The sequence below is a fragment of the Rhodopseudomonas sp. NSM genome (genome assembly GCF_052445935.1).
In the GTDB taxonomy this organism is placed as follows: Bacteria; Pseudomonadota; Alphaproteobacteria; order Rhizobiales; family Xanthobacteraceae; genus Rhodopseudomonas.
This window is the reverse complement of sequence record NZ_JBQTCH010000001.1, coordinates 622,772-646,913: the sequence shown is the minus strand read 5'-3', so window position 1 is coordinate 646,913 and position 24,142 is coordinate 622,772. Positions and strand designations below refer to the sequence as shown.

Sequence of the window (24,142 nt, the reverse complement as noted above, 5' to 3'; positions counted from 1 at the left end):
GGCGAGGCGGTCGATCGAGGCACCGCGCCGTTTCAGTCGCGCTTGCCGCGCGTCGACGGTCGCGTCAGCCTCATTCGCCGATCGGTGCGCGGCAGGAAATGCGACGCCTCGGCTTCGAGAAAGTCGAGCATCGCGCGGGCGGGAGGCAGCAGCACCTTGTCCTTGCGCGTCACCACGAACCATTGCCGCACCACCGGCAGCCCGACCACATCGAGGATCACCAGCCGTCGCTCGTCGAGCTCGGTCGCGACAGTGTGCGCGGAGAGAAGCGCCATACCGAGCCCGGCGATCACCGCCTGCTTGATGGTTTCGTTGCTGCCCATCTCCATGCCGATATTGGGCCGGATGCCGGCATCGCCGAACAATTGTTCCATCAGGCTGCGTGTCCCGGAGCCCGGTTCGCGGGTGAGGAAAGTCTCGCCGGCCAGTTCGGCCAGCGCGATGTTCTGTTTGCGCGCCAGGCGGTGCGCCGTCGGCGCGATGATGACGTGCGGATGGTCGCCGATCAGATGAGTCTCGACGTCGAGGTCGACCGGCGGGCGGCCCATGATCGCAATATCGAGTTCGTAGCCCCGCAGCGCGGCGCCGATCTCCTGACGGTTGCCGATCGACAGCCGCACGTCGATCTTCGGGTGGCGCTTGAGAAAGCCGGAGATCGCGAACGGTACAAAGTACTTTGCGGTCGACACCGCGCCGATCGAAATCCGCCCGGCGGTCTTGCCGGCGATCATATCCAGCGACGTTTCGCAGGCAGTGATCGCCGCCTCGATCCGGTCGCACAGCGCCAGCACCTCGAGGCCGGCATCGGTGAGCTGCATGCCGTCGCTCCTGCGCTGGATCAACGGGATGTCGGCCAGCGACTGAAGGTTGCGTAGTTGCAACGTGACTGCCGGTTGGGTCAGGTGCAACTTGTTTGCGGCCGCGGTAATGCTGCCGGTTTCGGCCAGCGCCGCGAGCGCGCGCAACTGCCGGATCGACACGGCCCTGAACTGACGACTCATAACGAATACTTTGCGCGCGATGACAATGACCAAGTTTCTATTATTCGCCCGGCGCGGTCAACATTGTTCGGTGGCGCTTCGGCGCGCGGTCTCGATCCGCGCGAGATGGCGCGGCACGACCGCGACCCGCCCTCGAATCGGAGCGGGTGTGATCGAGATCTTTGATGTTCGCAGCGCGTCGATCCGGCGCGGCGCGCGGTGATGACATAAGCAATACTTTTGCTCCTTCGAAGATTATAAAATTTCTCTTATTTCCATCCTTGTGGTCAAAGTCGCTCCAACGAACCCGCGACGCCGACTGATCGAGCCGCACGTCGCGCTCAAACGGCATCCAAGCATCCGGCCCGCCACGGCTGCCGGGCCATCTCAAGGAGGAGCGACATGAACGAGTCAGTCACCGTCCGCGGCAAGGATCGCTACAAATCCGGCGTGATGGAATACAAGAAAATGGGCTATTGGGAGCCCGACTACGAGCCCAAGGACACCGACGTCATCGCGCTGTTCCGTGTCACGCCGCAGGACGGCGTCGATCCGATCGAGGCATCGGCCGCAGTTGCCGGCGAATCCTCGACCGCGACCTGGACGGTGGTGTGGACCGATCGCCTGACCGCGGCCGAGAAGTATCGCGCCAAGTGCTATCGCGTCGATCCGGTGCCGAACTCGCCCGGTCAGTATTTCGCTTACATCGCTTACGATCTCGACCTGTTCGAGAACGGCTCGATCGCCAATCTGTCGGCGTCGATCATCGGCAATGTGTTCGGCTTCAAGCCGCTGAAGGCGCTGCGGCTGGAAGACATGCGACTGCCCGTCGCCTATGTGAAGACGTTCCAGGGCCCCGCCACCGGCATCGTCGTCGAGCGCGAGCGCATGGACAAGTTCGGCCGTCCGCTGCTCGGCGCCACCGTGAAGCCGAAGCTCGGCCTGTCGGGCCGCAACTACGGCCGCGTCGTCTACGAGGCGCTGAAGGGCGGGCTCGACTTCACCAAGGACGACGAGAACATCAACTCGCAGCCGTTCATGCATTGGCGCGAGCGTTTTCTCTACTGCATGGAGGCAGTCAACAAGGCGCAGGCGGCGTCGGGCGAGATCAAGGGCACCTACCTCAACGTCACCGCCGGCACCATGGAGGAGATGTACGAGCGCGCCGAATTCGCCAAGCAGCTCGGCTCGGTGATCATCATGATCGATCTGGTGATCGGCTACACCGCGATCCAGTCGATGGCGAAGTGGGCGCGCAGGAACGACATGATCCTGCATCTGCATCGCGCCGGCCACTCGACCTACACAAGGCAGCGCAATCACGGCGTGTCGTTCCGCGTCATCGCCAAATGGATGCGGCTCGCCGGCGTCGATCACATTCATGCCGGCACCGTGGTGGGCAAGCTCGAAGGCGATCCGGCGACCACCAAGGGCTATTACGACATCTGTCGTGAGGACTACAATCCGATGAATCTCGAGCACGGCCTGTTCTTCGACCAGCCCTGGGCGAGCCTGAACAAGCTGATGCCGGTGGCGTCCGGCGGCATTCATGCCGGCCAGATGCACCAGTTGCTCGATCTGCTCGGCGAAGACGTCGTGCTGCAGTTCGGCGGCGGCACCATCGGCCACCCGATGGGCATCGCGGCCGGCGCCACCGCCAACCGCGTCGCGCTGGAGGCGATGATCCTCGCCCGCAACGAGGGCCGCGATTACGTGCACGAAGGCCCGGAAATCCTCGCCAAGGCGGCGCAGACCTGCACGCCGCTGAAGGCGGCACTCGACACCTGGAAGAACGTCACCTTCAATTACGAATCCACCGACACCCCCGACTATGCGCCGACCCCCAGCGTCTCGGTCTAAGGAGCAGAACCCATGCGAATGACCCAAGGCTGTTTCTCGTATCTGCCCGATCTCACCGACGAGCAGATCTCCGCACAGGTGCAATACGCGCTCGGCAAGGGCTGGGCGGTGAACCTCGAATTCACCGACGATCCGCATCCCCGCAACACCTATTGGGATATGTGGGGCCTGCCGATGTTCGATCTGCAGGACGCCGCCGGCGTGATGCTGGAGCTCGCCGAATGCCGCAAGGTCTACGGCGACCGTTACATCCGGCTGTCGGCGTTTGACTCCTCGCACGGCTGGGAGTCGGTGCGGCTGTCCTTCATCGTCAACCGGCCGAAAGACGAGCCCGGCTTCCGGCTCGACCGGCAGGAAGTCGATGGCCGCAACATGCGCTACACCACAAAGCCCTATGCGGCTGACAAGCCCGAAGGCAGCCGCTACGGAGGGTGACCTTGGACACGACCACTGCCGACAACGAAGCAGCGCCGCCGGACCAGATCGATCTCCGCAAGGAATTCGAGGAGGTCGGCATCGGCGAGGTGCTCGATCAGCTCGATCGCGAGCTGATCGGGCTGCGTCCGGTCAAAACGCGGATCCGCGAGATCGCGGCGCTGCTGCTGGTCGAACGGCTGCGCAAGCGGATGGGGCTCGCCACCGGCAACCCCACGCTGCACATGTCGTTCACCGGCAATCCCGGCACCGGCAAGACCACCGTGGCGCTGCGCATCGCCTCGATCCTGCACAAGCTCGGATTCGTCCGTCGCGGCCACGTCGTCTCGGTGACCCGCGACGAGCTGGTCGGGCAGTATATCGGCCACACCGCGCCGAAGACCAAGGAGGTGCTGAAGAAGGCGATGGGCGGCGTGCTGTTCATCGACGAGGCCTACTACCTGTATCGCCCCGAGAACGAGCGCGACTACGGCCAGGAAGCGATCGAAATCCTGCTGCAGGTGATGGAGAACCAGCGCGACGACCTGGTGGTGATCCTCGCCGGCTATGCCGACCGGATGGAGAAGTTCTTCGCGTCCAATCCGGGGTTCCGCTCCCGGATCGCGCATCACATCGACTTCCCCGACTACACCGACGGCGAGTTGCTCGGAATCGCGGAAGGCATGCTGGTCGAACAGAACTATCATTTCGACGCCGAGGCACGGGCGGCGTTCGAGCGCTACATCGGCATCCGCAAAACCCAGCCTTTGTTCGCAAATGCCCGCTCGATCCGCAACGCGCTGGACCGCATCCGCCTGCGTCAGGCCAATCGCCTGATCGCCGACCTCGACCGCAAGCTGTCCGCAGACGATCTGATGACCATCGAGGCAAAGGACGTGCTTGCGAGCCGCGTGTTCGACCAGGGCGAGGGCGCCTGAGTTGTGATCATTCGACCGAACCTCTCGCCGTCTTTTGCGGGAGAGGTTCGGGCTCAGATGCCGCTTTCCGTCCGCGAGCCTGTATCCACTTTTCTCGGGATGTTCGAGAGCGCTTCATCGACTGATTGAAGCAATGCGGCCATCTCGCGTGCAGAGTCGTCATCCTGAGAGCCTGCCCCGGACTTGATCCGGGGTGCGCGCGTAGCGCGCCTCGATGGATGCGGCCCCGAGGTGCCTGCGGCCCATCCTTCGAGGCCCGCCGCGCCGCGCACAACGCGGCCCAGCGGGCACCTCAGGATGACGGCGGCAACCGGATCGCGGCTCTGATTCCTCAACAGAAGAACTATTCTAGCCGCGGGCTGCTGAAATCGCAGGTTCCGCTTCCAGCAGTGCGTTCAGCAGCTTCCCGCCCGAAGTATCGGCCTGCATGATATGGTCGGCCTTGAAGGTTGCCTTGAGGAAGCTGGATACGGCGCGGATGCGCGGCACGAATTGCAGGTCGGTGTGAACGTTGATCCACAATTCGCGCGCGGTCGACATCCGGTCGTGCAGCACCGGCACCAGATCGCTGCGGTCCTTGGTGGCGAAGCTCGGCAGCAGCACCAGGCCGAGGCCGCCGGCGGCGGCGTTCATCTGCGCGATCATGCTGTTGGAATGGAAGCTGACGGACGGATTCTTGATGATGTCGTCGAGCCAGCGCACCGAATCGAGCTGGATCAGGTCGTCGATATAGGTGACGAAGCTGTGCCGCATCAGATCGCCGGCGGAGCCGGGCGTGCCGTTCAGGTCGAGATAGTCCTGCGAGGCGTAGAGGCCCAGTTCGAAACAGCCCAGGCGTTCCGACACCATGCCCTGGCCGCGCGGCCGGAAGAAGCTGAGGAAGAGATCGGCTTCGCGGCGGTTGACCGAAACGGTCTGCGGCGACGTCAGCAACTCCACCGTCAGGTTGGGATGCTGTCGGTACAGGCGCGAGAAGCGCGATGCCAAATACAGCGACGCAATGCCTTCCATGGTCGCCAGCCGAACCCGGCCCGCCATCCGGCCGCTGCCGCATTGCACGTCCTCGCGCATCGCGATCACGGCGCTCTCGATCCGTTCGGTGTGGCAGAGCAGGCGGTCGCCGACCTCGGTGACGCGTAGTCCGGAGGGCAGCCGCTCGAACAGCGCGGTGCCCAGCGTGCACTCCAGATGCGCGATTTTGCGGCTGATGGTGGATTGATCGACCTTCAGGCGTCTGGCCGCGCTGCCCAGGCTGCCGCCGCGGGCCGCATGCAGGAACACTTTCAGGTCATCCCAGTCGAGCGAATTGAAGTCATTCATACCATGACACCGGCAAAAGCCGTGCCAGCCGGAGTGGCTGAGGCGAATTGTCGCCGCATGCAAGCCGGGTTGCAGGATTGCCTCTACCTGCCGTCGCCGGAAGCGACCTAGCCTGTTGGAAACAAAGGACGACGACATGCTCCCCCGCTTCAAGGCCGCTGCGATCCACGCTGCGCCTGTGTTCCTCGACAAGGCCGCGACTACAAAGAAGGCGATCTCGCTCATCCGTGAGGCAGCTGCCGCCGGGGCCGCTTTGGTTGCATTCCCCGAGACTTTCATCCCGGCATTTCCGGTCTGGGCGGCGCTGTGGGCGCCGATCGACAATCATGACTTGTTCGTGCGGATGGCGGATCAGTCGGTGCTGGTCGATGGGCCCGAGGTCAAGGCGATCCGGGACGAGGCGCGGGCGCTCGGCATCGTGGTGTCGCTCGGCATCAGCGAGAAGTCGCCGGCCAGCGTCGGCTGCATCTGGAATTCCAATCTGCTGATCGGCGAGGACGGGGCGATCCTCAATCACCACCGCAAGCTGGTGCCGACCTTCTACGAGAAGCTGATCTGGAGCGCCGGCGACGGCGCGGGTCTGCGCGTCGTCGACACCCGGCTCGGCAAGATCGGCCAACTGATCTGCGGCGAGAACACCAATCCGCTGGCGCGCTACGCGCTGATGGCGCAGGGCGAACAATTTCACATTTCGAGCTGGCCGCCGGTCTGGCCGACCCGGCGCCCCGCCGACGGGGTCAACTACCACATCGCGGCGGCGACCCGGATTCGTGCCAGCGCGCATTGTTTCGAGGCGAAGGTCTTTGGTCTCGTCACCGCCGGCGTGCTCGACAAGGCGGCGCGCGACATGCTGGTCGCGCGCGATCCATCTGCCGCCACCGTGCTCGACAACACGCCACGTGCAGCCTCTTTCTTTCTGGATCCGACCGGCGAGCAGATCGGTGAGGCGCTCTGCGAGGACGAGGGCATTCTCTACGCCGACATCGACCTCAACAGATGCGTCGAGCCGAAGCAGTTTCACGACGTCGTCGGGTACTACAACCGTTTCGATATTTTCGACCTCAGCATCAACCGCCGCCGGCTGACGCCTGCAACCTTCACCAACGATGCACCGGAGGTAGCAGTCTGGGGCGATGCTGGGGATGACAGCACGCCGCAGCCGGCGCCTCTCGGCCAGTAGTTTCGCCGGGGGTGTTCCCCAAACGCAGTTCACCGCCAATGGCGGCGGTGATTGAACTCATAGAGGTGGTTTCATGCAGTTTGACCGTCGGCAGCTTTTGCTCGGAGGAGTCGGCGCCGCAGCCGGCCTCGCGCTTCCAGGACGCGCTTTTGCGCAGTCGCCGGCCACCATCGGCACGTTCCCGGCAGGCGTGTCCGCCGACTCGGTCTTCGTCGGCCTGACCATCCCGCTCACCGGTGTGTTCTCCGGCGACGGCGGCGATCTCAAGCTCGGCTATGAGTTGGCGATCGCGCAGATCAATGCCGGCGGCGACATCCCGCAGAAATGGGGCCTCAAGGGCAAGGGCGTGCTCGACCGTCAGATCCGTTACAAGGTCTCCGACACCGAGGGTAAACCGAACCTCGACGTTCAGAGCGCCACGCAGTTCATCCAGCGCGACAAGGCCATCATGGTGTCCGGCTCGGTGTCCAGCGCCAGCGCGATCGCGCTGGAAGAGCTCGGCTCGCGCGAGAAGGTGCTGTACATGGTCGGTATCGCCGGCTCCAACGACATCACCGGCAAGAACTGCCAGCGTTACGGCTTCCGCTCGCAGCAGAACGCCTACATGGCCGCCAAGGGGCTGGCGCCGGTGGTGGCCAAGGCCCTCGGCAAGAACATCAAGATGGCCTTCCTGGTGCCGGACTACACTTACGGCCACAGCGTCTATGACAGCTTCGCCAAGTTCTCGACCGAGCAGGGCTGGAAGCAGGTCGCCAAGGAAGTGGTGCCGCTCGGGACCACCGATTATTCCTCGGCGCTGCTCAACATCGCCAACAGCGGCGCCGACGTGTTCGTCAACATCGCCTTCGGCGGCGATGCCGTCGCCTCCACCAAGCAGGCCGAGCAGTTCGGCGTACTCAAGCGCATGAAGCTCGTGGTACCCAACCTGTCGTCGTTCCAGGACAAGGAACTCGGCGCCGAGCTGATGCAGGGCGTCTACGGCAGCTGCGATTTCTGGTTCGGCATGCAGGATACGTTTCCGCTCGCCAAGACCTTCGTCGAGACCTTCGTCGCGCAGAACAAGTACTATCCGCGCTGGGGCGCGCATATCGGCTATATGCAGACCTATCTCTGGGCGATGTCGGTGGAGCGCGCCGGCACCTTCAACCCGGTCGATGTCATCAAGGTGATGGAGAATTCCAAGGCGCAGCCCTATGACACGACTATCGGCAAGGTCTACTTCCGCGCCGAGGATCACCAGATGGTGCGGCCGATCCCGATCCTGCGCGGCAAGAAGCCCGCGGAGATGAAGCACAAGGAAGACTTCTACGACATCGTCGAGATCGTCGACGGCGAGAGCGTGATGAATTCACCAGACTTCTTCGGCTGCAAGCTCGGCCCCTACACCTAAAGAGGATCGTCATGCCGAGTTGGCCCGTTCTCGTCTCGCAGGCCTTCAACGGCTTGGCACTCGGCACGCTGCTGGCGCTGGTCAGCAGCGGGCTGACGATCATCCTCGGCACGCTCGGCGTGCTCAATTTCGCCCACGGCGCGCTGTTCGCCGTGGGCGCCTACACCGTCTTCGTGCTGCTGCAATATACATCGTCGTTCGTGCTGGCGATCGTGGTCGGCTGCGGCTTCATGCTGGTGCTCGGCTTCCTGCTGGAGCGGGTCATCATTCGTTACTTCTACGACCGGCCCCACGAGGACCAGATCCTCGTCACCTACGGTATCGGCATCGTTCTGGTCGAGTGCATCCGCGCCGGCTTCGGCGGCAATGCGCAGCGCGTGCCGGTGCCGTCCTGGGGGCAGGGCGCGACGCAGCTCGGCTTCCTGATCTATCCGACCTACCGGCTGCAGCTGATCGCGATCATCGCCGGACTGCTGCTCGGCCTCTACCTCGTGCTGTATCGCACCTCGATGGGCCTGGTCGTGCGCGCCGGGATCGAGAATCCCGGCATGGTCGGCATCCTCGGCATCAATGTCCGCCGCGCCTTCCTGCTGGTGTTCGCCATCGGCATCGTCGCGGTCGGCCTCGCCGGAATGCTCTATGCCCCGGTGGTCGCGGTGTCGCCGGACATGGGGCACAACTTCATGGCGCAGTCCTTCGTCGTCATCGTGCTCGGCGGCCTCGGCTCGTTTCCGGGCGCCATCGTCGGCGGCCTGATTGCCGGCGAGATCATCAGCCTGACCAGCGCTTTCAACTCCTCTTATTCGGAAGTGATGCTGTATGCGCTGATGGCGCTGCTGCTGGTGATGCGGCCGCAGGGGCTGTTCGGCACGGAAGGCCGGGTCTGATGCGCGGAAGGACCTATCTTCCGGAGTTCGCCGTCCTGCTGACGCTGATTGCCGCTCCCGTGGCGCTCAATCCGCTCGGCTTCTCCACCGATCTGCTCACGCGCGTGCTGAACTGGGGGCTGATCGGCCTTGGCTTCGACATCCTGTTCGGCCTGACCGGCCTGCTGTCGTTTGGTCAGGCGGCGTTCTACGGCGTCGGCGGCTTCGTCACCGCCTATCTGCTGGTGTCCGGCGCGCTCGGCAGCGTCTGGCTGGCGTTGCTGGCGGGCACGGCCGCGGCCGGCCTGTTCGGTCTGGTGGTCGGCTGGTTCGCGGTGCGCCGGATCGGCATCTATTTCACGATGATCACGCTCGCCTTCGGGCAGATGGCGTATTTCATCGAGAACTCGCCGCTGTCGGACTACACCGGCGGCGAGAACGGCATTCCCGGCGTGCCGGTGCCGGTGCTCGGCTTCGGTGCGAATGCGATCCACATCAGCGCCGGCCTGCCGATGTATGTGCTGTTCGCGGTGATCTTCTTCCTCGGCTATGTGCTGGCGCGACGCATCGTGCGCTCGCCGGTCGGTGCGATCCTGCTGGCGATCAAGGAGAACACCGGTCGCGTCGCGATGCTCGGCCACAACGTGCCGGCCTACAAGCTGACCGCATTCGTCATCGCCGCGCTCTATGCAGGTCTCGCCGGCGGATTGCTCGGCTCGTTCCAGAGCTACATGCCGCCCGACGCGTTTTCGCTGGAGACCTCCGGACAATTGGTGGTGCAGACCATCGTCGGCGGCGCCGGCACGCTGATCGGGCCGCTGGTCGGCGCCGCGGTGTGGCTCTGGCTGCGCGACAATCTGCAACTGATCCCGGGCCTGGCGATGCTGTGGAAGCTGGTGCTCGGCATCGCCTTCATCGTGCTGGTGATCGGGCTACGCCGCGGCATCTGCGGCGAGATCGTGCATTGGTGGAACGAGCGCCGAAACCTCGCCGCGCTGCGCGCCGCCGAGGCGAAGACCGAGGCGATCGAGGCGCACAATATCGACGCCGCGACCGGCGATGTGGCGAAGCTCGGGGATGTCACCCTGCCGCTCGCCGAACCTGCGACCGGCGACGGCGAGATCGCGATGGAGGCGCGATCGCTGGCGCGGCACTATGGCGGTCTGAAAGCTGTCGACGGCGTTTCCTTCAAGGTGCGCCGCGGATCGATCCATGCGGTGATCGGCCCGAACGGCGCCGGCAAGACGACGTTGTTCAAGATGCTGCTCGATGAGGTGCGTCCGTCGTCCGGCGAGGTGCTGCTGTTCGGCGAGAAGGTCACCGGCGCCGGTGTCAGTCGGGCCGCGCAGCTCGGCATCGCCAAGAGCAATCAGCTCAACCAGTTGTTTCCCAACCTCTCGGTGCGCAAGAACCTGCGCATCGCCGCATTGGCCCGCAGCCGCGGCCCGCTGCGCTTCGATCTGCTGCGGCCGGCCGACAGCCTCCCGGAGGTCGAAGCGCAGATCGCCTCCATCCTGGATCTGCTCAACCTGGTCGAGCGTGCCGATACACCGGCGCATGTTCTCGCTTACGGTGAGAAGCGCCGTCTGGAGATCGGCATGGCGCTGGCGACCAGCCCGAACGTGCTGCTGCTCGACGAGCCGCTGGCGGGCATGAGTCCGGCGGAGCGCGCCGCCACCTGCGCCTTTATCCGCGACATCGCCCGCGTCCGCACCGTGGTGATCGTCGAGCATGATCTCGACGCCATCTTCGGCCTCGCCGAGCGCATCACCGTTCTCTACGAGGGCCGGCTGCTGGCGGACGGCACCGCCGACGAGATCCGTCGCAACCCGGCGGTCCAGGACGCCTATCTCGGAGGGTTGCACGCACATGAGCCTGCTTGAAGTCGACCGCATCAACACGCTGTATGGCGATTCCCACGTGCTGTTCGACCTCTCGATCCGGGTCGAGCAGGGAGAGGTGGTGGCCCTGCTGGGCCGCAACGGCGCCGGCAAGACGACCACGCTGCGTTCGATCATGGGCGTGCTGTCGCCGCGCAGCGGCGCCATCCGCCTCGACGGCAAGCCGATCGCCGGCCTGCCGCCGTCGGCGATCGCCGGCATGGGCGTGCAGCTCGTGCCGGAGGAGCGCGCCATCTTCGGCGGCCTGACGGTCGAGGAAAATCTGCGGATCGCGGCGCTGACCGCGCCGAACGCCTGGAGCTTCGAGCGCATCTACGAGGTGTTTCCGCGGCTCAAGGAGCGGCGCAAATCGGCGGGCCGTTCCTTGTCCGGCGGCGAGCAGCAGATGCTGGCGATCGCCCGCGCGTTGATCCGCGACGCGCGCATCATCCTGCTCGACGAACCGTTCGAAGGCCTCGCCCCCTTGATCGTCCGCGACCTGGTCGCGGTGGCGCGGAATCTCGCGGCGGAAGGCCGCACCATGATCGTGGTCGAGCAGAACGTCGCCGCTGCGCTCAGCTTCGCCAACCGCGTCTATGGCCTCAACAACGGCCACGTCGTGTTCGAGGGCACGCCGGCGGATCTGAACGCCAATCCGGGCATGGCGCGCGACTTTCTCGGCGTTGCGTCCTGACGCGCGCGTTACCCCGCGACGCGCCCGAAGTTCATTGCTGCAACGCCTTCAACACCTCGTCCGGCCGCTCGACCATCATGGTGTGGCCGGCGCCCTTCAGCACGATCGTGCGCGCGCCGTTCACCGCGGCGGCCAGCGTCTTGCCGTTGCGCGCTGGCGTCATCATGTCGCGTTCGCCAAGGATGAAAACGGTCGGCACGGTGATCTTCGCGGCGGACCCGAGCGCATCCTTGTAGTCGTTGCAGGCCGCCAGATCGTTGAAGATCACGCCGGGCTTGTTGGCTTCGAGTACGCGCACCGAGCCGCCGTGCATCCATAGCCCCGGCGCGAGGTTGCCGCCGATCTCGGCGTCATTGCCGAGGCCCCAGATCGTCATCATGTCGATCGCGGCGGGATTGTTCGCTTCCGCGGCCTTGAGCAGATCCGGACCGACCGTCATCGTCGAGGTGGTGCCGATCAGCGCCAATGACGCCACCTTCGCCGGGTGCCGCGCGGCTGTTTCCAGCGCGATCAGCGAGCCCATCGAATGGCCGATCAGCTTGGCCGGCTGCGCGCCGGCGGCATCGAGCAGCGCCGCGGTCCAGTCGGCCATCTCCGCGATGGTCTTCAGCGGGGCGCCGCCGGAGCGGCCGTGCCCCGGAAGGTCGGGCGCCAGCACCGCGTAGCCGTGATGCGCAAACCAGCGCGTCTGCAGTGCCCACACCGAATGATCGAAGCCGGCGCCGTGGATGAATATGGCGGCGGGAAGTGAATTGTCGAACGGCTTGCCGCCGGTGGCAATGAAGGTCTCGTGTCCGTTTACATCGAGTTGCATGGCTCAGCCCTTCTGCGAAATGCGCAGCGCCTGCGCCAGGTCAGCGATGATGTCGTCGGCGGTCTCGATGCCCACAGACAGGCGGATCAATTCTTCGCCGATGCCGGCCGCGGTCAACTGATCGGCGCTCATCTGCTGATGCGTGGTCGAGGCCGGATGGATCACCAGCGTCTTGGCGTCGCCGACATTGGCGAGGTGGCTGGTCAGCTTGAGCGCCTCGATGAACTTGCGTCCGGCGGCGCGGCCGCCCTTGATGCCGAACGAGACGATCGAGCCGGCGCCCTTCGGCAGCAGCTCTTTCGCGAGCGCGTAGTCCGGATGACCCTGCAGCGTCGGATGCAGCACCCATTCGACGGCCTTGTTACTGCCGAGAAAGTCGAGCACCGCTGCGGTGTTGGCGACGTGCCGATCCATCCGCACCGACAGCGTTTCCACGCCCTGCAGCAGCTGGAACGCATTGGTCGGCGACAGACAAGCACCAAAGTCGCGCAGCCCTTCCATCCGCGCGCGGATGATGAAAGCCGGCGGCCCGAACTGTTCGTCGAAGACGATGTCGTGATAGCCCGCATAGGGCTCGGTCAGCGTCGGGAATTTGCCGGAGCCGCGCCAGTCGAACCGGCCGCCGTCGACCAGCACGCCGCCAATCGCGATGCCGTGGCCGCCGAGCCATTTGGTCGCCGAGTGCATCACGATATCGGCGCCGAGTTCGATCGGCTTGCTCAGATAGGGCGTCGCAAAGGTGTTGTCGATCAACAGCGGGATCTTCGCGTCATGCGCGATCGCCGCGACCTTCGGGATGTCGAGGACCTCGAGCCCGGGATTGCCGATGGTCTCGCCGATCATCAGCCGTGTATTGGGTTTGAGGGCAGCCCTGAGGCCGTCGTGATCGCGCGGCTTCACGAAGCTCGTGGTGATGCCGAAGCGCGGCAGCGTGTGCGCGAGAAGATTGATCGTGCCGCCGTACAGCGACGACGACGCGACGATGTGATCGCCGGCGTTGAGCAACGTCGCGATCGCCAGATGCAGCGCCGCCATGCCGCTCGCGGTCGCCACTGCGCCGACGCCGCTTTCCAGTGCTGCGATGCGCTCTTCCAGCACCGCGGTGGTCGGGTTGGAGATGCGCGTGTAGAGATGACCGGGCCGCTCCATATTGAACAAAGCGGCGGCGTGATCGGTGTCTTGAAACACGTAGGATGTGGTCTGATAGATCGGGACCGCGCGCGATCCGGTCAGCGGGTCGGGGTGTTGCCCGGCGTGCAGGCTAAGTGTCTCGAATCCGGGCGGTTTTGGTGCGGCCATGGGCGATCTCTGCGGATGAAGGAGGGTTGCGTCAAACTGGTGGCAAAGTTCAGGCAGCGGAATCCGCGAGCCCGACCGCCCACAGCGCGAAGGCGTAGACGATCGCGACCTCGTCGAGCCGGCTGAATCGACCCGACGCGCCGCCGTGGCCGGCGCCCATGTTGATGCGCAGCAGCACGGGGCCGCCGCCGGTCATGGTCGCGCGCAGCCGCGCCACCCATTTCGCCGGCTCCCAATAGGTGACGCGCGGATCGGTGAGGCCGCCCATCGCGAGGATCGCCGGATAGTTCGTCGCCGCGACGTTGTCGTAGGGCGAGTAGGACAGGATGGTGTTGAAGTCGGCTTCGCTGCTGATCGGATTTCCCCATTCGGGCCATTCCGGCGGCGTCAGCGGAAGCGTATCATCGAGCATGGTGTTGAGCACGTCGACGAACGGCACTTCGGCGACGATGCCGGCGAACAACTCGCCGGAGCGGTTGGCGACCGCGCCCATCAGCATGCCGCCGGCGCTGCCGCCATGGGCGACGATCCGCTTCGCCGACGTGTAGTTCGCCGATATCAGCGCGCGGGCGCAGGCGGCGAAATCGTCGAACGAGTTGGTCTTCTTCTCGCGCTTGCCGTCGAGATACCAGCCCCAGCCTTTGTCGGCGCCGCCGCGGATGTGCGCGATGGCGTAGACGAAGCCGCGATCGACCAGCGACAGCGCGTTGGCCGAGAAGCCGGCCGGCATCGCGTGGCCGTAGGAGCCGTAGCCGTACAGCAACAGCGGCGCGGCGCCGTCGAGCGCGAGCCCCTTGCGATGCAGCAGCGACACCGGAACCTCGGCGCCGTCGTCGGCCTTCGCCATGATCCGCGTGGTGACGTAGTCCGCCGGGTTGTGGCCGGACGGAATTTCCTGGCGCTTGCGCAACACGCGTTCGCGCGTCGCCATGTCGTAGTCGTAGACTTCGGACGGCGTCGTCATCGACGAGTAGGAGAAACGCATCATCGTGGTGTCGAATTCCCAGCCGCCGGAGGCCGAGAGCGAGTAGGCCGCCTCATCGAAGGCGATGGCGTGCTCATTGCCGGTGGCGAGATCGCGGATCGTCACCGATGGCAGCGCGTTGGCGCGCTCCAGCCGCATCATGTGCCCGGAGAACAGGTCGAAGTCGATGATGTAGATGCCTTCGCGGTGCGGGATCAGATCGCGCCAATTGTCGCGGGTCGGCGCGGCCAGCGGCGCGGTGACGATCTTGAAGTCGATCGCGTCGTCCGCATTGGTGAGGATGAACAGTTCGTCGCCGCGATCGGCGATCGAATATTGCACGCCGAGTTCGCGCGCCGCGACCAGCCGCGGCGGCGCGGTCGGATCGGAGACGTCGATCAGCCGCTGCTCGGAGGTCTCGTGGTCGCCGCCGGCGATCACGCAGAAACGCCCGCTGCTGCTCTCGTGGATGTGGGTGAACCAGCCGGCATCCTGCTCCTCGTAGATCAGCAGGTCGTCGGCCTGCCGGGTGCCGAGCTTGTGCAGCCAGATCTGCATCGGGCGATGATTGTCGTCGAGCTTGACGTAGAAGAACGCGCTCGAATCCGAGGTCCACACCACGCCGCCGTCGGTCTCCTCGACGACGTCGGGCAGGTCCTGCCTGGTCGTCCAGTCGCGCACGCGGATGGTGTAGTATTCCGAGCCCTTGGTGTCGGCGCTCCAGGCTTCCAGCTTGTGGTCGAGCGAATGCCGCCGTCCGCCGAACTCGAAATACTCAGTGCCCTTCGCCAGTTCGTCGCCGTCGAGGATGATGTCGGCCTCGCCGCCGTCGCGCGGCTCGCGGCCGTACAGCGGGTGCTGTCCGCCCTCGCGATATTTGCGCAAGTAAGCGTAGGGCCCGTCCGGCTGCGGCACGCTGGAATCGTCTTCCTTGATCCGCCCGCGCATTTCCGCGACCAGCGTCTTCTGCAGCGCGTCGGTGTGGCCGAGCACGCTTTCGGTGTAGCCGTTCTCGGCTTCGAGATAGGCGCGAATGTCGGGATCGAGCAGCGCCGGATCGCGCAGCACCTCCTGCCAGTTCGGGTCCTTCAGCCACGCATAGTCGTCATTGATGGTGATGCCGTGGGTGGTGAAGGCGTGCGGGCGGCGCGGCGCGACCGGAGGCGTGGCGTCGCGGGGCGGGGACTGGGTCATGGACGGGTCTCGTTGCATGCGGGTGCGGTTGGCTTAGCAGAGTTTGGCGCTTGCGGCGCGCGCCGGATTGATGTCGATAGGCCGCGGCCGGTTCCGGTGTCACCGTCGCACAGCAAGTGGTTCTGCAAATGACTGAATTCCGAGGCGTTTTTCCCTATCTGGTGTCTCCCCTCGAGTCCGACGGCCGGGTCCGCGGCGATGTGCTCGGCCGGCTCTGCGACGATCTGATCAACGCCGGGGTGCACGGGCTGACGCCGCTCGGCTCGACCGGCGAATTCGCCTATCTGGATGCGGCGCAGCGCAAGGCCGTGGTGCAGGCGACGATCGAAGCCGCCGCCGGCCGCGTGCCGGTGGTCGCCGGTGTCGCCTCGACCTCGACGGCGGATGCTGTGGCGCAGGCCAGGGCCTATCAGAAGCAGGGCGCCGATGGCATCCTGGCGATTCTCGAAGCGTATTTTCCGCTGAAGGACGCGCAGATCGAGAGTTACTTCCGGGCGATCGCGGATTCGGTTGATATTCCGGTGGTGATCTACACCAATCCGCAATTCCAGCGCTCGGATCTCACGCTCGACGTGATCGCGCGGCTCGCCGAGCATCCGCGCATCCGCTACATCAAGGACGCCTCGACCAACACCGGCCGGCTGCTGTCGATCATCAATCGTTGCGGCGATTCGTTGCGGGTGTTCTCGGCCTCGGCGCATATTCCGGCCGCGGTGATGCTGATCGGCGGCGTCGGCTGGATGGCCGGCCCCGCCTGCATCGCGCCGCGCCAGAGCGTGCAGCTTTACGAGTTGTGCAAGGCGCAGCGCTGGGACGAAGCGCTGACGCTGCAGCGCAGGCTGTGGCGCGTCAACGAAGCCTTCGCCAAATTCAACCTCGCCGCCTGCATCAAGGCCGGCCTCGCGCTGCAGGGCTACGACGTCGGCGACCCGGTGCCGCCGCAGGCCGCGCTGACGCCGGAGGAACGCAAGGCGGTCGAGGCGGTGCTGGCAGAGATTGCGTAAGGTCTCTCGCCCCGTCATTCCGGGGCGCGCGGAGCGCGAACCCGGAATCTGGAGATGTTCTGCGTTGAATGCGGGTGACCTGAACGTCGAGATTCCGGGTTCGCTCGCCTCCGCGAGCGCCCCGGAATGACGAACGAGAGGGTATGCAGTGACCCTGCAATCAGCCGCGGCCTGCTCCCTCGCCCCGCTCTTGCGGGGAGAGGGGTGGGGTGAGGGGCAGGCAACGAGTCGCTGAGTCTCGGCCGCGTCGCGACGCCCCCTCACCCGGATCATCGCTGCGCGACGATCCGACCTCTCCCCGCAGGCGGGGAGAGGTTCGGCTTCGGTTCGGGGGAGGGGCTTTGCCCCTCTTGGCTTACCGCCGCCTTCTCCGCTAAAACCGCTCCCAAGCAACCAACACAAGGAAGCGGCATGAACATTCTTCCCGGCACCATGCGGTTCGGCGCGGGTCAGCCCGTCAAGCGTCTCGAGGATCAGCGGCTCGTCACCGGACACGGGCGCTATCTCGACGACAAGCCCGCCGACGGCGCGTTGTGGCTGGTGGTGTTGCGCTCGCCGCATGCGCACGCGAAGATCATTTCCATTGATGCCGAGGCGGCGCGGGCGATGCCGGGGGTCGAAAGCGTTCTGACCGGCGCGGATCTGGTCGCCGACGAGGTCGGCACGATCCCGACCCTGCCGATCTTCAAGCGTCCCGACGGCTCGCCGATGGCGCTGCCGCCGCGGCGGCTCTTGGCGCACGAGATCGTCCGCTTCGTCGGCGAGCCGGTCGCTGCCGTGATCGCCAATTCGCAGGCTGCGGCGCAGGCGGCGGCCGAGGCGGTCGCTGTCGACTACGAAGAGCTTGCTGCGGTGACCGACCCGACCGCCGCGATCCAGCCCGGCGCGCCGGTGGTGTACGACACCGCGCCCGACAACATCGTCGCGGCGATGAGCTATGGCGACGCCGTCAAGGTCGACGAGGCCTTCGCCAGCGCCGCCCACACCGTCTCGCTCGACATCGTCAGCCAGCGGCTGGTGCCGTCGGCGATGGAGCCGCGCGCGACCATTGCGGAGATCGAGAAGAAGACCGGCCGGTTGATCCTGCACGTGCAGTCGCAGACCCCGGCGACCACCCGCGATACGCTGGCCGATGCGATCCTGAAGCGGCCGAAGGACTCGATCCAGGTGCTGGTCGGCGACATCGGCGGTGGCTTCGGCCAGAAGACCGGGCTGTTTCCGGAGGACGGACTGGTCGCCTATGCGGCGGTGAAGCTGAACCGCAAGGTGCGCTGGCGCGGCGACCGCACCGACGAATTCGTCGGCGGCACCCATGGCCGCGACCTGACCTCGACGGCGTCGATCGCGCTCGACGCCAAGGGCAAGGTGCTGGCCTATCGGGTCTCCTCGCTCGGCGGCACCGGGGCCTATCTGGCCGGTGCCGGCGTGATCATCCCGCTGGTGCTGGGCCCGTTCGTGCAGACCGGCGTCTACGATCTGCCGCTGGTGCATTTCGACATCAAGGCGGTGATGACCCACACCGCGCCGGTCGGCGCCTATCGCGGCGCGGGCCGCCCGGAGGCCGTGTACATCATCGAGCGCTTGATGGACGCCGCCGCGCGACAGCTCAAGATGGACCCGCGCGCAATCCGCAAGGTCAACTACATCAGGCCGACGCAATTGCCCTACACCAATGCGGTCGGGCAGGTGTACGACAGCGGCGCCTTCGCGCATCTGATGGAGCGCGCAACCGAACTGTCCGACTGGGACGGCTTCAAGGCGCGCAAGAAGGAGGCGCAGAAGAAGGGCCTGCTCTACGGCCGCGGCGTCACCAGCTACATCGAATGGACCGGCGGCCGCGCCCATGTCGAGAAGGTCAGCCTGCACGCCACCGCCGAGGGGCGCATCGTGCTGCATTCGGCGACGCAGGCGATGGGGCAGGGGCTGGAGACCGCCTATTCGCAGATGATCGCCGCGGCGCTGGAGATCCCGATCGACGCCATCGACGTGGTCCAGGGCAACACCGATCTCGGACACGGCATCGGCAGCGTCGGCTCGCGCTCGCTGTTCGTCGGCGGCACCGCGGTCGCGGTGTCGACCGTCGACATGATCGCCAAGGCGCGCGAGAAGGCCGCCAACATTCTCGAAGCCTCGGTCGAGGACATCGAATATGCCGGCGGCACGCTGACCATCGCCGGCACCGATCGCAAGATCAGCCTGTTCGAGATCGCCGCCAAAGAGAAGGGCACCAGGCTCAGCGTCGACAGCAGCGGTGAAGTCGATGGTCCGAGCTGGCCGAACGGCGCGCATATCTGCGAGGTCGAAATCGATCCCGACACCGGCGTCGCCCGCGTGGTGCGCTACACCACGGTCGACGACGTCGGCAATGCGGTCAACCCGATGCTGGTCGCAGGGCAGATTCACGGCGGCGTCGCGCAGGGCGTCGGCCAGGCGCTGTACGAAGTCGCGGCCTACAACGACGACGGCCAGTTGCTGACCGCGAGCTATCAGGATTATTGCATCCCGCGCGCCGACAATCTGCCGCCGATCGACGTCACGCTCGATCCGTCGGCGCCGTGCCGGACCAATCCGCTCGGCGCCAAGGGCTGCGGCGAATCCGGCGCGATCGGCGGGCCGCCTTGCGTCGTCCACGGCGTGCTCGACGCGCTGGCCCCGCTCGGCGTCACCTCGCTGAACACGCCGCTGACCCCGGAGAAGGTGTGGCGGGCGATTCAGGACGCCAGGGCCGCGCAGGCGGCCTGACGATCATCGTCATTGCGAGCCGAAGGCGAAGCAATCCAGGCCGAGAGGTAAGACTGGATTGCTTCGTCGCTTCGCTCCTCGCAACGACGCCTCGCAATGACGGGCATAGGCGCTGATCTGAACCAATTCCGGCGAACAACCGACCATTTGTCGCCCGGCGCATGCTATGTTGCGCCGGTTCGTCCGGGGAGAGATCGATGCGGAAGTTTCTGACGGTGCTGGCAGCGCTCGCCACGCTCAGCCTGACCAATTGCGGCTACAACGCCATCCAGAGCGAAGACCAGGAGGTCAAGTCGACCTGGTCGGAGGTGGTCAACCAGTATCAGCGCCGCGCCGATCTGGTGCCCAATCTGGTGAATTCGGTGAAGGGCTTCGCGCAGCAGGAGAAGGACGTGCTGCTCGGCGTCACCAACGCCCGCGCCAAGGTCGGCAGCGTGCAGGCGACGCCCGAGGTGCTGAACGATCCGGCCGCCTTCCAGAAGTTCCAGCAGGCGCAGGGGGAACTCTCCAGCGCGCTGTCGCGCCTCCTGGTGGTCACCGAGAACTATCCGCAGCTCAAATCCGACGCGCTGTTCACCAATCTGATGGCGCAGCTCGAAGGCACCGAAAACCGCATCACCGTGGCGCGCAATCGCTACATCAAGGCGGTGCAGGCCTACAACGTCACGGTGCGGTCGGTGCCGACCAATTTCACCGCGATGCTGTTCGGCTACAAGGAGAAGCCGAACTTCACCGTCGAGAACGAGGGCGCGATCTCGACTGCGCCCAAGGTGGACTTCAATCCGGCGCCGGCCCCGGCCCCGGCGAAGTAAATGCACCAGGGAGGCGCGGCGGTGAGGCGCATGGCGCGGGCCTCGATGCTCGCGGCGCTGCTGTGCTGGGCGGTCGTGGCGTTCGCCACGATCGCGCAGGCGCAGCTCGCGGTGCCGCCGCTCACCGGCCGCGTCGTCGACCAGACCGGCACGCTCGACAGCGACGCGATCGCGCGGCTCGACCAGAAGCTGAAGGCGTTCGAGGCGCGGAAGGGCAGTCAGATCGCGGTGCTGATCGTGCCGACGACGCAGCCGGAAGCGATCGAGCCATTCTCCATCCGCGTCGCCGAAGCCTGGAAGATCGGCCGCAAGAAGGTCGACGACGGCGCGATCCTGCTGGTCGCCAAGAACGACCGCAAGCTGCGGATCGAGGTCGGCTACGGCCTCGAAGGCGCGCTGCCCGACGTCACCGCCAAGCGCATCATCGACGAGATCATCACGCCGCGATTCAGGACCGGCGACTTCGCCGGCGGCATCGAGGCCGGCGTCGACCGCATGATCAGCGTGATCGACGGCGAGAAGCTGCCTGCGCCTGAGCCGCAACATGAGTGGTCGCCGGAATCGTTCGATCAGGTGAGCGGCTGGGCGATCCCGCTGATCTTCGGCACGCTGGTGGTGAACGGCTTCCTGCAGAGCCTGCTCGGCCGGATGGCCGCCTCGGCGCTGACCGGCAGCATCATCGGCGGCGTCGCATGGATGTTCGGGCTCGGCTTTCCGATCGCGATGATCGCCGGCTTCGCGGCGTTCCTGTTCGCGATGTTCATCGATCTGTTCAGCGGGGGCGGGCCCGGCTTCGGTTCCGGTTCGGGGCGACGCGGCGGCGGCATCTATCCCGGCGGCGCGTGGTCGGGCGGCTCGCGCGGCTCGAGCAGCGGCGGCTTCAGCGGCGGTGGCGGCAGCTTCGGTGGCGGCGGCGCTTCGGGGAGTTGGTGAGTGGGGAGATGGCGATGGGCATCCGGCGGATCGGCAAGCATCTGATCACCAGCCGCTGGCGCGTGCAGAAGGCGTTTCCGCCTTCCGCGCTCGATGCCATCGAGCGCGCGATCGGCAGAAGCGAAGCGCAGCACGCCGGACAGATCCGTTTCGTGGTGGAGGGCGCGCTCGACGGCGCGCCGCTGTTCCGCGACCAGCCGGCGCGCGAGCGCGCGCTCGACGTGTTCTCGCAATTGCGGATCTGGGACACCGAGCACAATAACGGCGTGCTGATCTATCTGCTGCTCGCCGACCGCGACGTCGAGATCGTCGCCGACCGCGGCATCGATGGCCGGGTCGACGCTGCGGCGTGGGAGGACATCTGCCGCGAGATGGAGAGCGCCTTTCGCGACGGCCGCTTCGAGGCCGGCGTGCTGCGCGGCATCGAGCTGATCACCGCGCATCTGGCGCGGCATTTCCCGAAAGACAGTCGCGGCGACAACGAATTGCCCGACGCGCCTGTTGTGGTGTGAGCCCCGGGGCGTCAGATCCGGTCTTCGGTGGTGAGCGCCAGCGTCAGCCGCCGCAGCATCGGCGCCGCGAACAGCACCACCGGCAGCATCACCATCCACGACACCAGCCACGCGCCCAGCCAATGCTCCACGAAGGTCCCTTCGCCGAGGAAGGGTACGCTGGCGACCATCGAGGCGACCGCGGTGGTGATCCCCGATTGCAGCACCGCGTAGACGAAATGGCTGAATCTGCGAGGAATGCCGAGCATCGATCAATCCCGTCAGGGGCGAATGGCTCGGATTCAAGCAAACCTCGTGCCGTTTCGCCAGAGATCAGCCGGATCATCCGGCTTGCGTTTGCGTCCTAATCGTAATAATTGAAGTTACATGAAAAGGGACAGCCGCCTGTCGTCGGTTCTGCATGCGCTGCTGCACATGGCGGAGCACGACGAGCCGATGACCTCCGACCAGCTCGCCGCGTGCATGTGCACCCATCCGGTGGTGGTGCGGCGGACGATGGGACTGCTGCGCGAGGCCGGGCTGGTGGCGTCCGAACGCGGGCCGTCCGGTGGCTGGCTCATCACGGCCGATCTCGAAGCCGTCACCCTGCGCGACCTGCACGACGCGCTGGGGGAGCCCGCGATCTTCGCGATCGGCAATCGCAACGAGACGCCGCAATGCCTCGTCGAGCAGGCCGTCAACGCCGCGCTCGACGGCGCCTTCGCCGAGGCCGAGGCGCTGCTGCTCGACCGCTTCGCCAAGGTGACGCTGGCGAAGCTGTCGGCGGATTTCAACCGGCGCCACGCGGCGCATCGCACCCGCACATAAAGGATCGATCGACATGCAGCACGACGTCATCGTGATCGGCGGCAGCTATGCGGGCATGGCCGCCGCGCTTCAGCTCCTGCGCGCCCGCCGCAGCGTGCTGGTGATCGACGCCGGCGAGCGCCGCAACCGCTTCGCCGCGCATTCGCACGGCTTTCTCGGCCAGGACGGCGCCGATCCGGCCGCAATCGCCGCCTCGGCGCGGCGGCAAATCGAGGCCTACAAGACGCTGCGCTGGATCGACGGCGTGGCCGACGCCGCATCGGGCACGAAAGACGCATTCGCCGTGACGACGCGCGACGGCGCGCAGCATGGCGGCCGGCGCTTGCTGTTCGCCACCGGCGTGTCGGATCGTCTGCCGGCGATCGAGGGGCTGCAGGCGCGCTGGGGCGTCAGCGTGTTTCTCTGTCCGTATTGCCACGGCTACGAACTCGACCAGGGCCGTATCGCGGTGATCGCCACCGGGCCGATGTCGCTGCATCAGGCGCAATTGCTGCCCGAATGGGGCGAGGTCACGCTGTTCACCAACGCCGCCGTCGCGGCTGACGACGCGACGCGCGCCGATCTGATCGCCCGCGGCGTGACCATCGAGGACACGCCGGTCGCGCGCGTCGACGGCCATGCCGACATCGTGCTGAGCGACGGCCGGCGGCTGCCGTTCGCCGGCATCTTCACCACCGCACGCAACGCGCCGGCGACGCCGGTCGCCGAATTGCTGGGCTGCGCGCTGGGCGAGACGCCGTTCGGCACGCAGATCGTCACCGACGAGGCGAAACAGACCAGCGTGCCGGGCGCGTTCGCCTGCGGCGATGCGGCGCGGGTGCCGCATTCGCTGTCGCTGGCGGTCGCCGACGGCGCCTGGGCCGGCGCAAGCCTGCATCGCTCGCTGGTGTGGCCGGACGCCTGACGACGGCAGGCTCGACTAAGCCTTCGCCGACGGCCGCGCCGCGATCCGCTTGTGCCATTCCACCAGCACGGTGTTGGCCGGATCGAGCGGCTGGCCGACCTGCGCGCCGAAATCGATCCAGCCGTACAGCAAGAGATCGGCGAGCGTGAAGCGCGCGCCGCAGACGAACTCCTTGCCCTGCATCTGCGCGTTCATCCATTGCAGCCGGTCGGCGGCCATTTTCTTCAGCCCGGACGCGGCTTCGGGGACACACAGCAAGCGGTTCTGAAACATCTTCAGGCCTTCGCTGAAGCGGAAGCCATTGGTCAGCGGCTCGCAGACATAGAGGTCGATCCGCCGGGTCCACATCCGGCACTCGGCGCGCTCCTCGGCGGTCGAGCCGATCAGCGGCGGGGTCGGATGTTTCTCTTCGAGATATTCGCAGATCGCGGTGATCTCCGACAAAAAGCTGCCATCGTCGAGTTCGAGAGTGGGGGTCTGTCCGTGCGGATTGCGCGCCAGATGCTCGGGCTTGCGGTTGTCGCCGGCCCGGATGTCGACGCTCTGGGTCGGGATCGTCAGGCCCTTCTCGGCGATGAACATCCGCACCAGGCGCGGATTGGGCCCGATCGAATCGTACAGCTTCATGGTCGTCT

The 24,142-nt window shown here is 66.0% G+C and carries 22 protein-coding genes; 15 read left to right on the top strand and 7 right to left on the bottom strand.

What is annotated here, in order from left to right:
• Positions 1-32: 32 nt before the first annotated feature.
• Positions 33-1,001 carry a LysR family transcriptional regulator gene (locus tag ACTZWT_RS02890; RefSeq protein ID WP_444768205.1) on the bottom strand — a complete coding sequence of 323 codons (969 nt, stop codon included), beginning with the start codon at positions 999-1,001 and terminating at the stop codon, positions 33-35.
• Positions 1,002-1,382: 381 nt separating this feature from the next.
• On the opposite strand from ACTZWT_RS02890, the gene ACTZWT_RS02885 reads away from it, so the two are divergent.
• From ACTZWT_RS02885 to cbbX, 3 genes are read left to right on the top strand one after another with little or no spacing between them, the layout of a single operon-like run.
• On the top strand, positions 1,383-2,840 hold the full coding sequence (locus ACTZWT_RS02885) for a form I ribulose bisphosphate carboxylase large subunit (protein ID WP_444768204.1): 1,458 nt from the start codon (positions 1,383-1,385) through the stop codon (positions 2,838-2,840).
• A 12-nt stretch (positions 2,841-2,852) separates the two neighbouring features.
• Positions 2,853-3,275 carry a ribulose bisphosphate carboxylase small subunit gene (locus ACTZWT_RS02880; RefSeq protein ID WP_444768203.1) on the top strand — a complete coding sequence of 141 codons (423 nt, stop codon included), beginning with the start codon at positions 2,853-2,855 and terminating at the stop codon, positions 3,273-3,275.
• A gap of 2 nt (positions 3,276-3,277) precedes the next feature.
• On the top strand, positions 3,278-4,192 hold the full coding sequence (cbbX, locus tag ACTZWT_RS02875; RefSeq protein WP_322513993.1) for a CbbX protein: 915 nt from the start codon (positions 3,278-3,280) through the stop codon (positions 4,190-4,192).
• Positions 4,193-4,540: 348 nt separating this feature from the next.
• Here the strand turns inward: cbbX and ACTZWT_RS02870 are convergent, their stop codons facing one another.
• Positions 4,541-5,512 (bottom strand): LysR family transcriptional regulator, encoded by a 972-nt coding sequence (locus tag ACTZWT_RS02870; protein ID WP_444768202.1) that lies wholly within the window; start codon positions 5,510-5,512, stop codon positions 4,541-4,543.
• A gap of 136 nt (positions 5,513-5,648) precedes the next feature.
• Here ACTZWT_RS02870 and ACTZWT_RS02865 point away from each other — a divergent pair, with 136 nt between their 5' ends.
• The 5 genes from ACTZWT_RS02865 to ACTZWT_RS02845 all read left to right on the top strand — a co-directional run bounded on the left by ACTZWT_RS02865 (position 5,649) and on the right by ACTZWT_RS02845 (position 11,522).
• Positions 5,649-6,692, top strand: a complete 1,044-nt coding sequence (locus ACTZWT_RS02865; protein WP_444768201.1) for a carbon-nitrogen hydrolase family protein — start codon at positions 5,649-5,651, stop codon at positions 6,690-6,692.
• 73 nt (positions 6,693-6,765) lie between these two features.
• Positions 6,766-8,082 (top strand): ABC transporter substrate-binding protein, encoded by a 1,317-nt coding sequence (locus ACTZWT_RS02860; protein WP_444768200.1) that lies wholly within the window; start codon positions 6,766-6,768, stop codon positions 8,080-8,082.
• 11 nt (positions 8,083-8,093) lie between these two features.
• Positions 8,094-8,969, top strand: a complete 876-nt coding sequence (locus ACTZWT_RS02855) for a branched-chain amino acid ABC transporter permease (RefSeq protein ID WP_444768199.1) — start codon at positions 8,094-8,096, stop codon at positions 8,967-8,969.
• Positions 8,969-10,831 (top strand): branched-chain amino acid ABC transporter ATP-binding protein/permease, encoded by a 1,863-nt coding sequence (locus ACTZWT_RS02850; protein WP_444768198.1) that lies wholly within the window; start codon positions 8,969-8,971, stop codon positions 10,829-10,831. The genes ACTZWT_RS02855 and ACTZWT_RS02850 overlap by 1 nt, the downstream gene beginning before the upstream one ends.
• Positions 10,818-11,522 (top strand): ABC transporter ATP-binding protein, encoded by a 705-nt coding sequence (locus tag ACTZWT_RS02845; protein WP_444768197.1) that lies wholly within the window; start codon positions 10,818-10,820, stop codon positions 11,520-11,522. The genes ACTZWT_RS02850 and ACTZWT_RS02845 overlap by 14 nt, the downstream gene beginning before the upstream one ends.
• 31 nt (positions 11,523-11,553) lie before the next feature.
• On the opposite strand, the gene ACTZWT_RS02840 is transcribed toward ACTZWT_RS02845, so the two are convergent.
• From ACTZWT_RS02840 to ACTZWT_RS02830, 3 genes are read right to left on the bottom strand one after another with little or no spacing between them, the layout of a single operon-like run.
• Positions 11,554-12,336 (bottom strand): alpha/beta fold hydrolase, encoded by a 783-nt coding sequence (locus tag ACTZWT_RS02840; protein ID WP_444768196.1) that lies wholly within the window; start codon positions 12,334-12,336, stop codon positions 11,554-11,556.
• A 3-nt stretch (positions 12,337-12,339) separates the two neighbouring features.
• Positions 12,340-13,635 carry an O-acetylhomoserine aminocarboxypropyltransferase gene (locus ACTZWT_RS02835; RefSeq protein WP_444768195.1) on the bottom strand — a complete coding sequence of 432 codons (1,296 nt, stop codon included), beginning with the start codon at positions 13,633-13,635 and terminating at the stop codon, positions 12,340-12,342.
• Positions 13,636-13,684: 49 nt separating this feature from the next.
• Positions 13,685-15,793 carry a S9 family peptidase gene (locus tag ACTZWT_RS02830; RefSeq protein WP_444768194.1) on the bottom strand — a complete coding sequence of 703 codons (2,109 nt, stop codon included), beginning with the start codon at positions 15,791-15,793 and terminating at the stop codon, positions 13,685-13,687.
• 128 nt (positions 15,794-15,921) lie between these two features.
• Here ACTZWT_RS02830 and ACTZWT_RS02825 point away from each other — a divergent pair, with 128 nt between their 5' ends.
• The 5 genes from ACTZWT_RS02825 to ACTZWT_RS02805 all read left to right on the top strand — a co-directional run bounded on the left by ACTZWT_RS02825 (position 15,922) and on the right by ACTZWT_RS02805 (position 21,796).
• The gene (locus tag ACTZWT_RS02825; RefSeq protein ID WP_444768193.1) at positions 15,922-16,797 is read left to right on the top strand and encodes a dihydrodipicolinate synthase family protein; all 876 of its coding nucleotides are present in this window, start codon (positions 15,922-15,924) and stop codon (positions 16,795-16,797) included.
• Between the two features lie 411 nt (positions 16,798-17,208).
• Complete coding sequence (locus ACTZWT_RS02820) at positions 17,209-19,539, top strand: xanthine dehydrogenase family protein molybdopterin-binding subunit (protein ID WP_444768192.1); 2,331 nt, start codon at positions 17,209-17,211, stop codon at positions 19,537-19,539.
• 197 nt (positions 19,540-19,736) lie between these two features.
• Positions 19,737-20,351: a LemA family protein gene (locus tag ACTZWT_RS02815; protein ID WP_444768191.1), complete on the top strand. Its 615-nt coding sequence runs from the start codon at positions 19,737-19,739 to the stop codon at positions 20,349-20,351.
• Between the two features lie 30 nt (positions 20,352-20,381).
• Positions 20,382-21,284, top strand: coding sequence for a TPM domain-containing protein (locus ACTZWT_RS02810; RefSeq protein ID WP_444768190.1), 903 nt, complete (start codon positions 20,382-20,384; stop codon positions 21,282-21,284).
• A 14-nt stretch (positions 21,285-21,298) separates the two neighbouring features.
• On the top strand, positions 21,299-21,796 hold the full coding sequence (locus ACTZWT_RS02805) for a TPM domain-containing protein (RefSeq protein ID WP_444768456.1): 498 nt from the start codon (positions 21,299-21,301) through the stop codon (positions 21,794-21,796).
• Positions 21,797-21,807: 11 nt separating this feature from the next.
• Here the strand turns inward: ACTZWT_RS02805 and ACTZWT_RS02800 are convergent, their stop codons facing one another.
• Positions 21,808-22,044 carry a DUF2798 domain-containing protein gene (locus ACTZWT_RS02800; protein WP_444768189.1) on the bottom strand — a complete coding sequence of 79 codons (237 nt, stop codon included), beginning with the start codon at positions 22,042-22,044 and terminating at the stop codon, positions 21,808-21,810.
• Between the two features lie 118 nt (positions 22,045-22,162).
• On the opposite strand from ACTZWT_RS02800, the gene ACTZWT_RS02795 reads away from it, so the two are divergent.
• Together ACTZWT_RS02795 and ACTZWT_RS02790 are read left to right on the top strand one after the other, a co-directional pair.
• On the top strand, positions 22,163-22,603 hold the full coding sequence (locus ACTZWT_RS02795) for an RrF2 family transcriptional regulator (protein WP_444768188.1): 441 nt from the start codon (positions 22,163-22,165) through the stop codon (positions 22,601-22,603).
• A 13-nt stretch (positions 22,604-22,616) separates the two neighbouring features.
• Positions 22,617-23,507 (top strand): NAD(P)/FAD-dependent oxidoreductase, encoded by an 891-nt coding sequence (locus ACTZWT_RS02790; protein WP_444768187.1) that lies wholly within the window; start codon positions 22,617-22,619, stop codon positions 23,505-23,507.
• A 15-nt stretch (positions 23,508-23,522) separates the two neighbouring features.
• Here ACTZWT_RS02790 and ACTZWT_RS02785 read toward each other — a convergent pair whose 3' ends face one another.
• A complete protein-coding gene (locus tag ACTZWT_RS02785; protein ID WP_444768186.1) occupies positions 23,523-24,134 on the bottom strand; it encodes a glutathione S-transferase family protein in 612 nt (203 codons plus the stop codon).
• Between the last annotated feature and the right edge of the window lie 8 nt (positions 24,135-24,142).

Bases quoted from the DNA above. Each gene is read 5' to 3' on its own strand.
- ACTZWT_RS02800 (WP_444768189.1), bottom strand. From the start codon at position 22,044: ATGCTCGGCATTCCTCGCAGATTCAGCCATTTCGTCTACGCGGTGCTG.
- ACTZWT_RS02850 (WP_444768198.1), top strand. From the start codon at position 8,969: ATGCGCGGAAGGACCTATCTTCCGGAGTTCGCCGTCCTGCTGACGCTG.
- ACTZWT_RS02785 (WP_444768186.1), bottom strand. From the start codon at position 24,134: ATGAAGCTGTACGATTCGATCGGGCCCAATCCGCGCCTGGTGCGGATG.
- ACTZWT_RS02845 (WP_444768197.1), top strand. From the start codon at position 10,818: ATGAGCCTGCTTGAAGTCGACCGCATCAACACGCTGTATGGCGATTCC.
- ACTZWT_RS02825 (WP_444768193.1), top strand. From the start codon at position 15,922: ATGACTGAATTCCGAGGCGTTTTTCCCTATCTGGTGTCTCCCCTCGAG.
- ACTZWT_RS02885 (WP_444768204.1), top strand. From the start codon at position 1,383: ATGAACGAGTCAGTCACCGTCCGCGGCAAGGATCGCTACAAATCCGGC.
- ACTZWT_RS02860 (WP_444768200.1), top strand. From the start codon at position 6,766: ATGCAGTTTGACCGTCGGCAGCTTTTGCTCGGAGGAGTCGGCGCCGCA.
- ACTZWT_RS02790 (WP_444768187.1), top strand. From the start codon at position 22,617: ATGCAGCACGACGTCATCGTGATCGGCGGCAGCTATGCGGGCATGGCC.
- ACTZWT_RS02870 (WP_444768202.1), bottom strand. From the start codon at position 5,512: ATGAATGACTTCAATTCGCTCGACTGGGATGACCTGAAAGTGTTCCTG.
- ACTZWT_RS02840 (WP_444768196.1), bottom strand. From the start codon at position 12,336: ATGCAACTCGATGTAAACGGACACGAGACCTTCATTGCCACCGGCGGC.
- ACTZWT_RS02880 (WP_444768203.1), top strand. From the start codon at position 2,853: ATGCGAATGACCCAAGGCTGTTTCTCGTATCTGCCCGATCTCACCGAC.
- ACTZWT_RS02795 (WP_444768188.1), top strand. From the start codon at position 22,163: ATGAAAAGGGACAGCCGCCTGTCGTCGGTTCTGCATGCGCTGCTGCAC.
- ACTZWT_RS02815 (WP_444768191.1), top strand. From the start codon at position 19,737: ATGCGGAAGTTTCTGACGGTGCTGGCAGCGCTCGCCACGCTCAGCCTG.
- ACTZWT_RS02835 (WP_444768195.1), bottom strand. From the start codon at position 13,635: ATGGCCGCACCAAAACCGCCCGGATTCGAGACACTTAGCCTGCACGCC.
- ACTZWT_RS02810 (WP_444768190.1), top strand. From the start codon at position 20,382: ATGGCGCGGGCCTCGATGCTCGCGGCGCTGCTGTGCTGGGCGGTCGTG.
- ACTZWT_RS02865 (WP_444768201.1), top strand. From the start codon at position 5,649: ATGCTCCCCCGCTTCAAGGCCGCTGCGATCCACGCTGCGCCTGTGTTC.
- ACTZWT_RS02890 (WP_444768205.1), bottom strand. From the start codon at position 1,001: ATGAGTCGTCAGTTCAGGGCCGTGTCGATCCGGCAGTTGCGCGCGCTC.
- ACTZWT_RS02820 (WP_444768192.1), top strand. From the start codon at position 17,209: ATGAACATTCTTCCCGGCACCATGCGGTTCGGCGCGGGTCAGCCCGTC.
- ACTZWT_RS02830 (WP_444768194.1), bottom strand. From the start codon at position 15,793: ATGACCCAGTCCCCGCCCCGCGACGCCACGCCTCCGGTCGCGCCGCGC.
- ACTZWT_RS02805 (WP_444768456.1), top strand. From the start codon at position 21,299: ATGGGCATCCGGCGGATCGGCAAGCATCTGATCACCAGCCGCTGGCGC.
- ACTZWT_RS02855 (WP_444768199.1), top strand. From the start codon at position 8,094: ATGCCGAGTTGGCCCGTTCTCGTCTCGCAGGCCTTCAACGGCTTGGCA.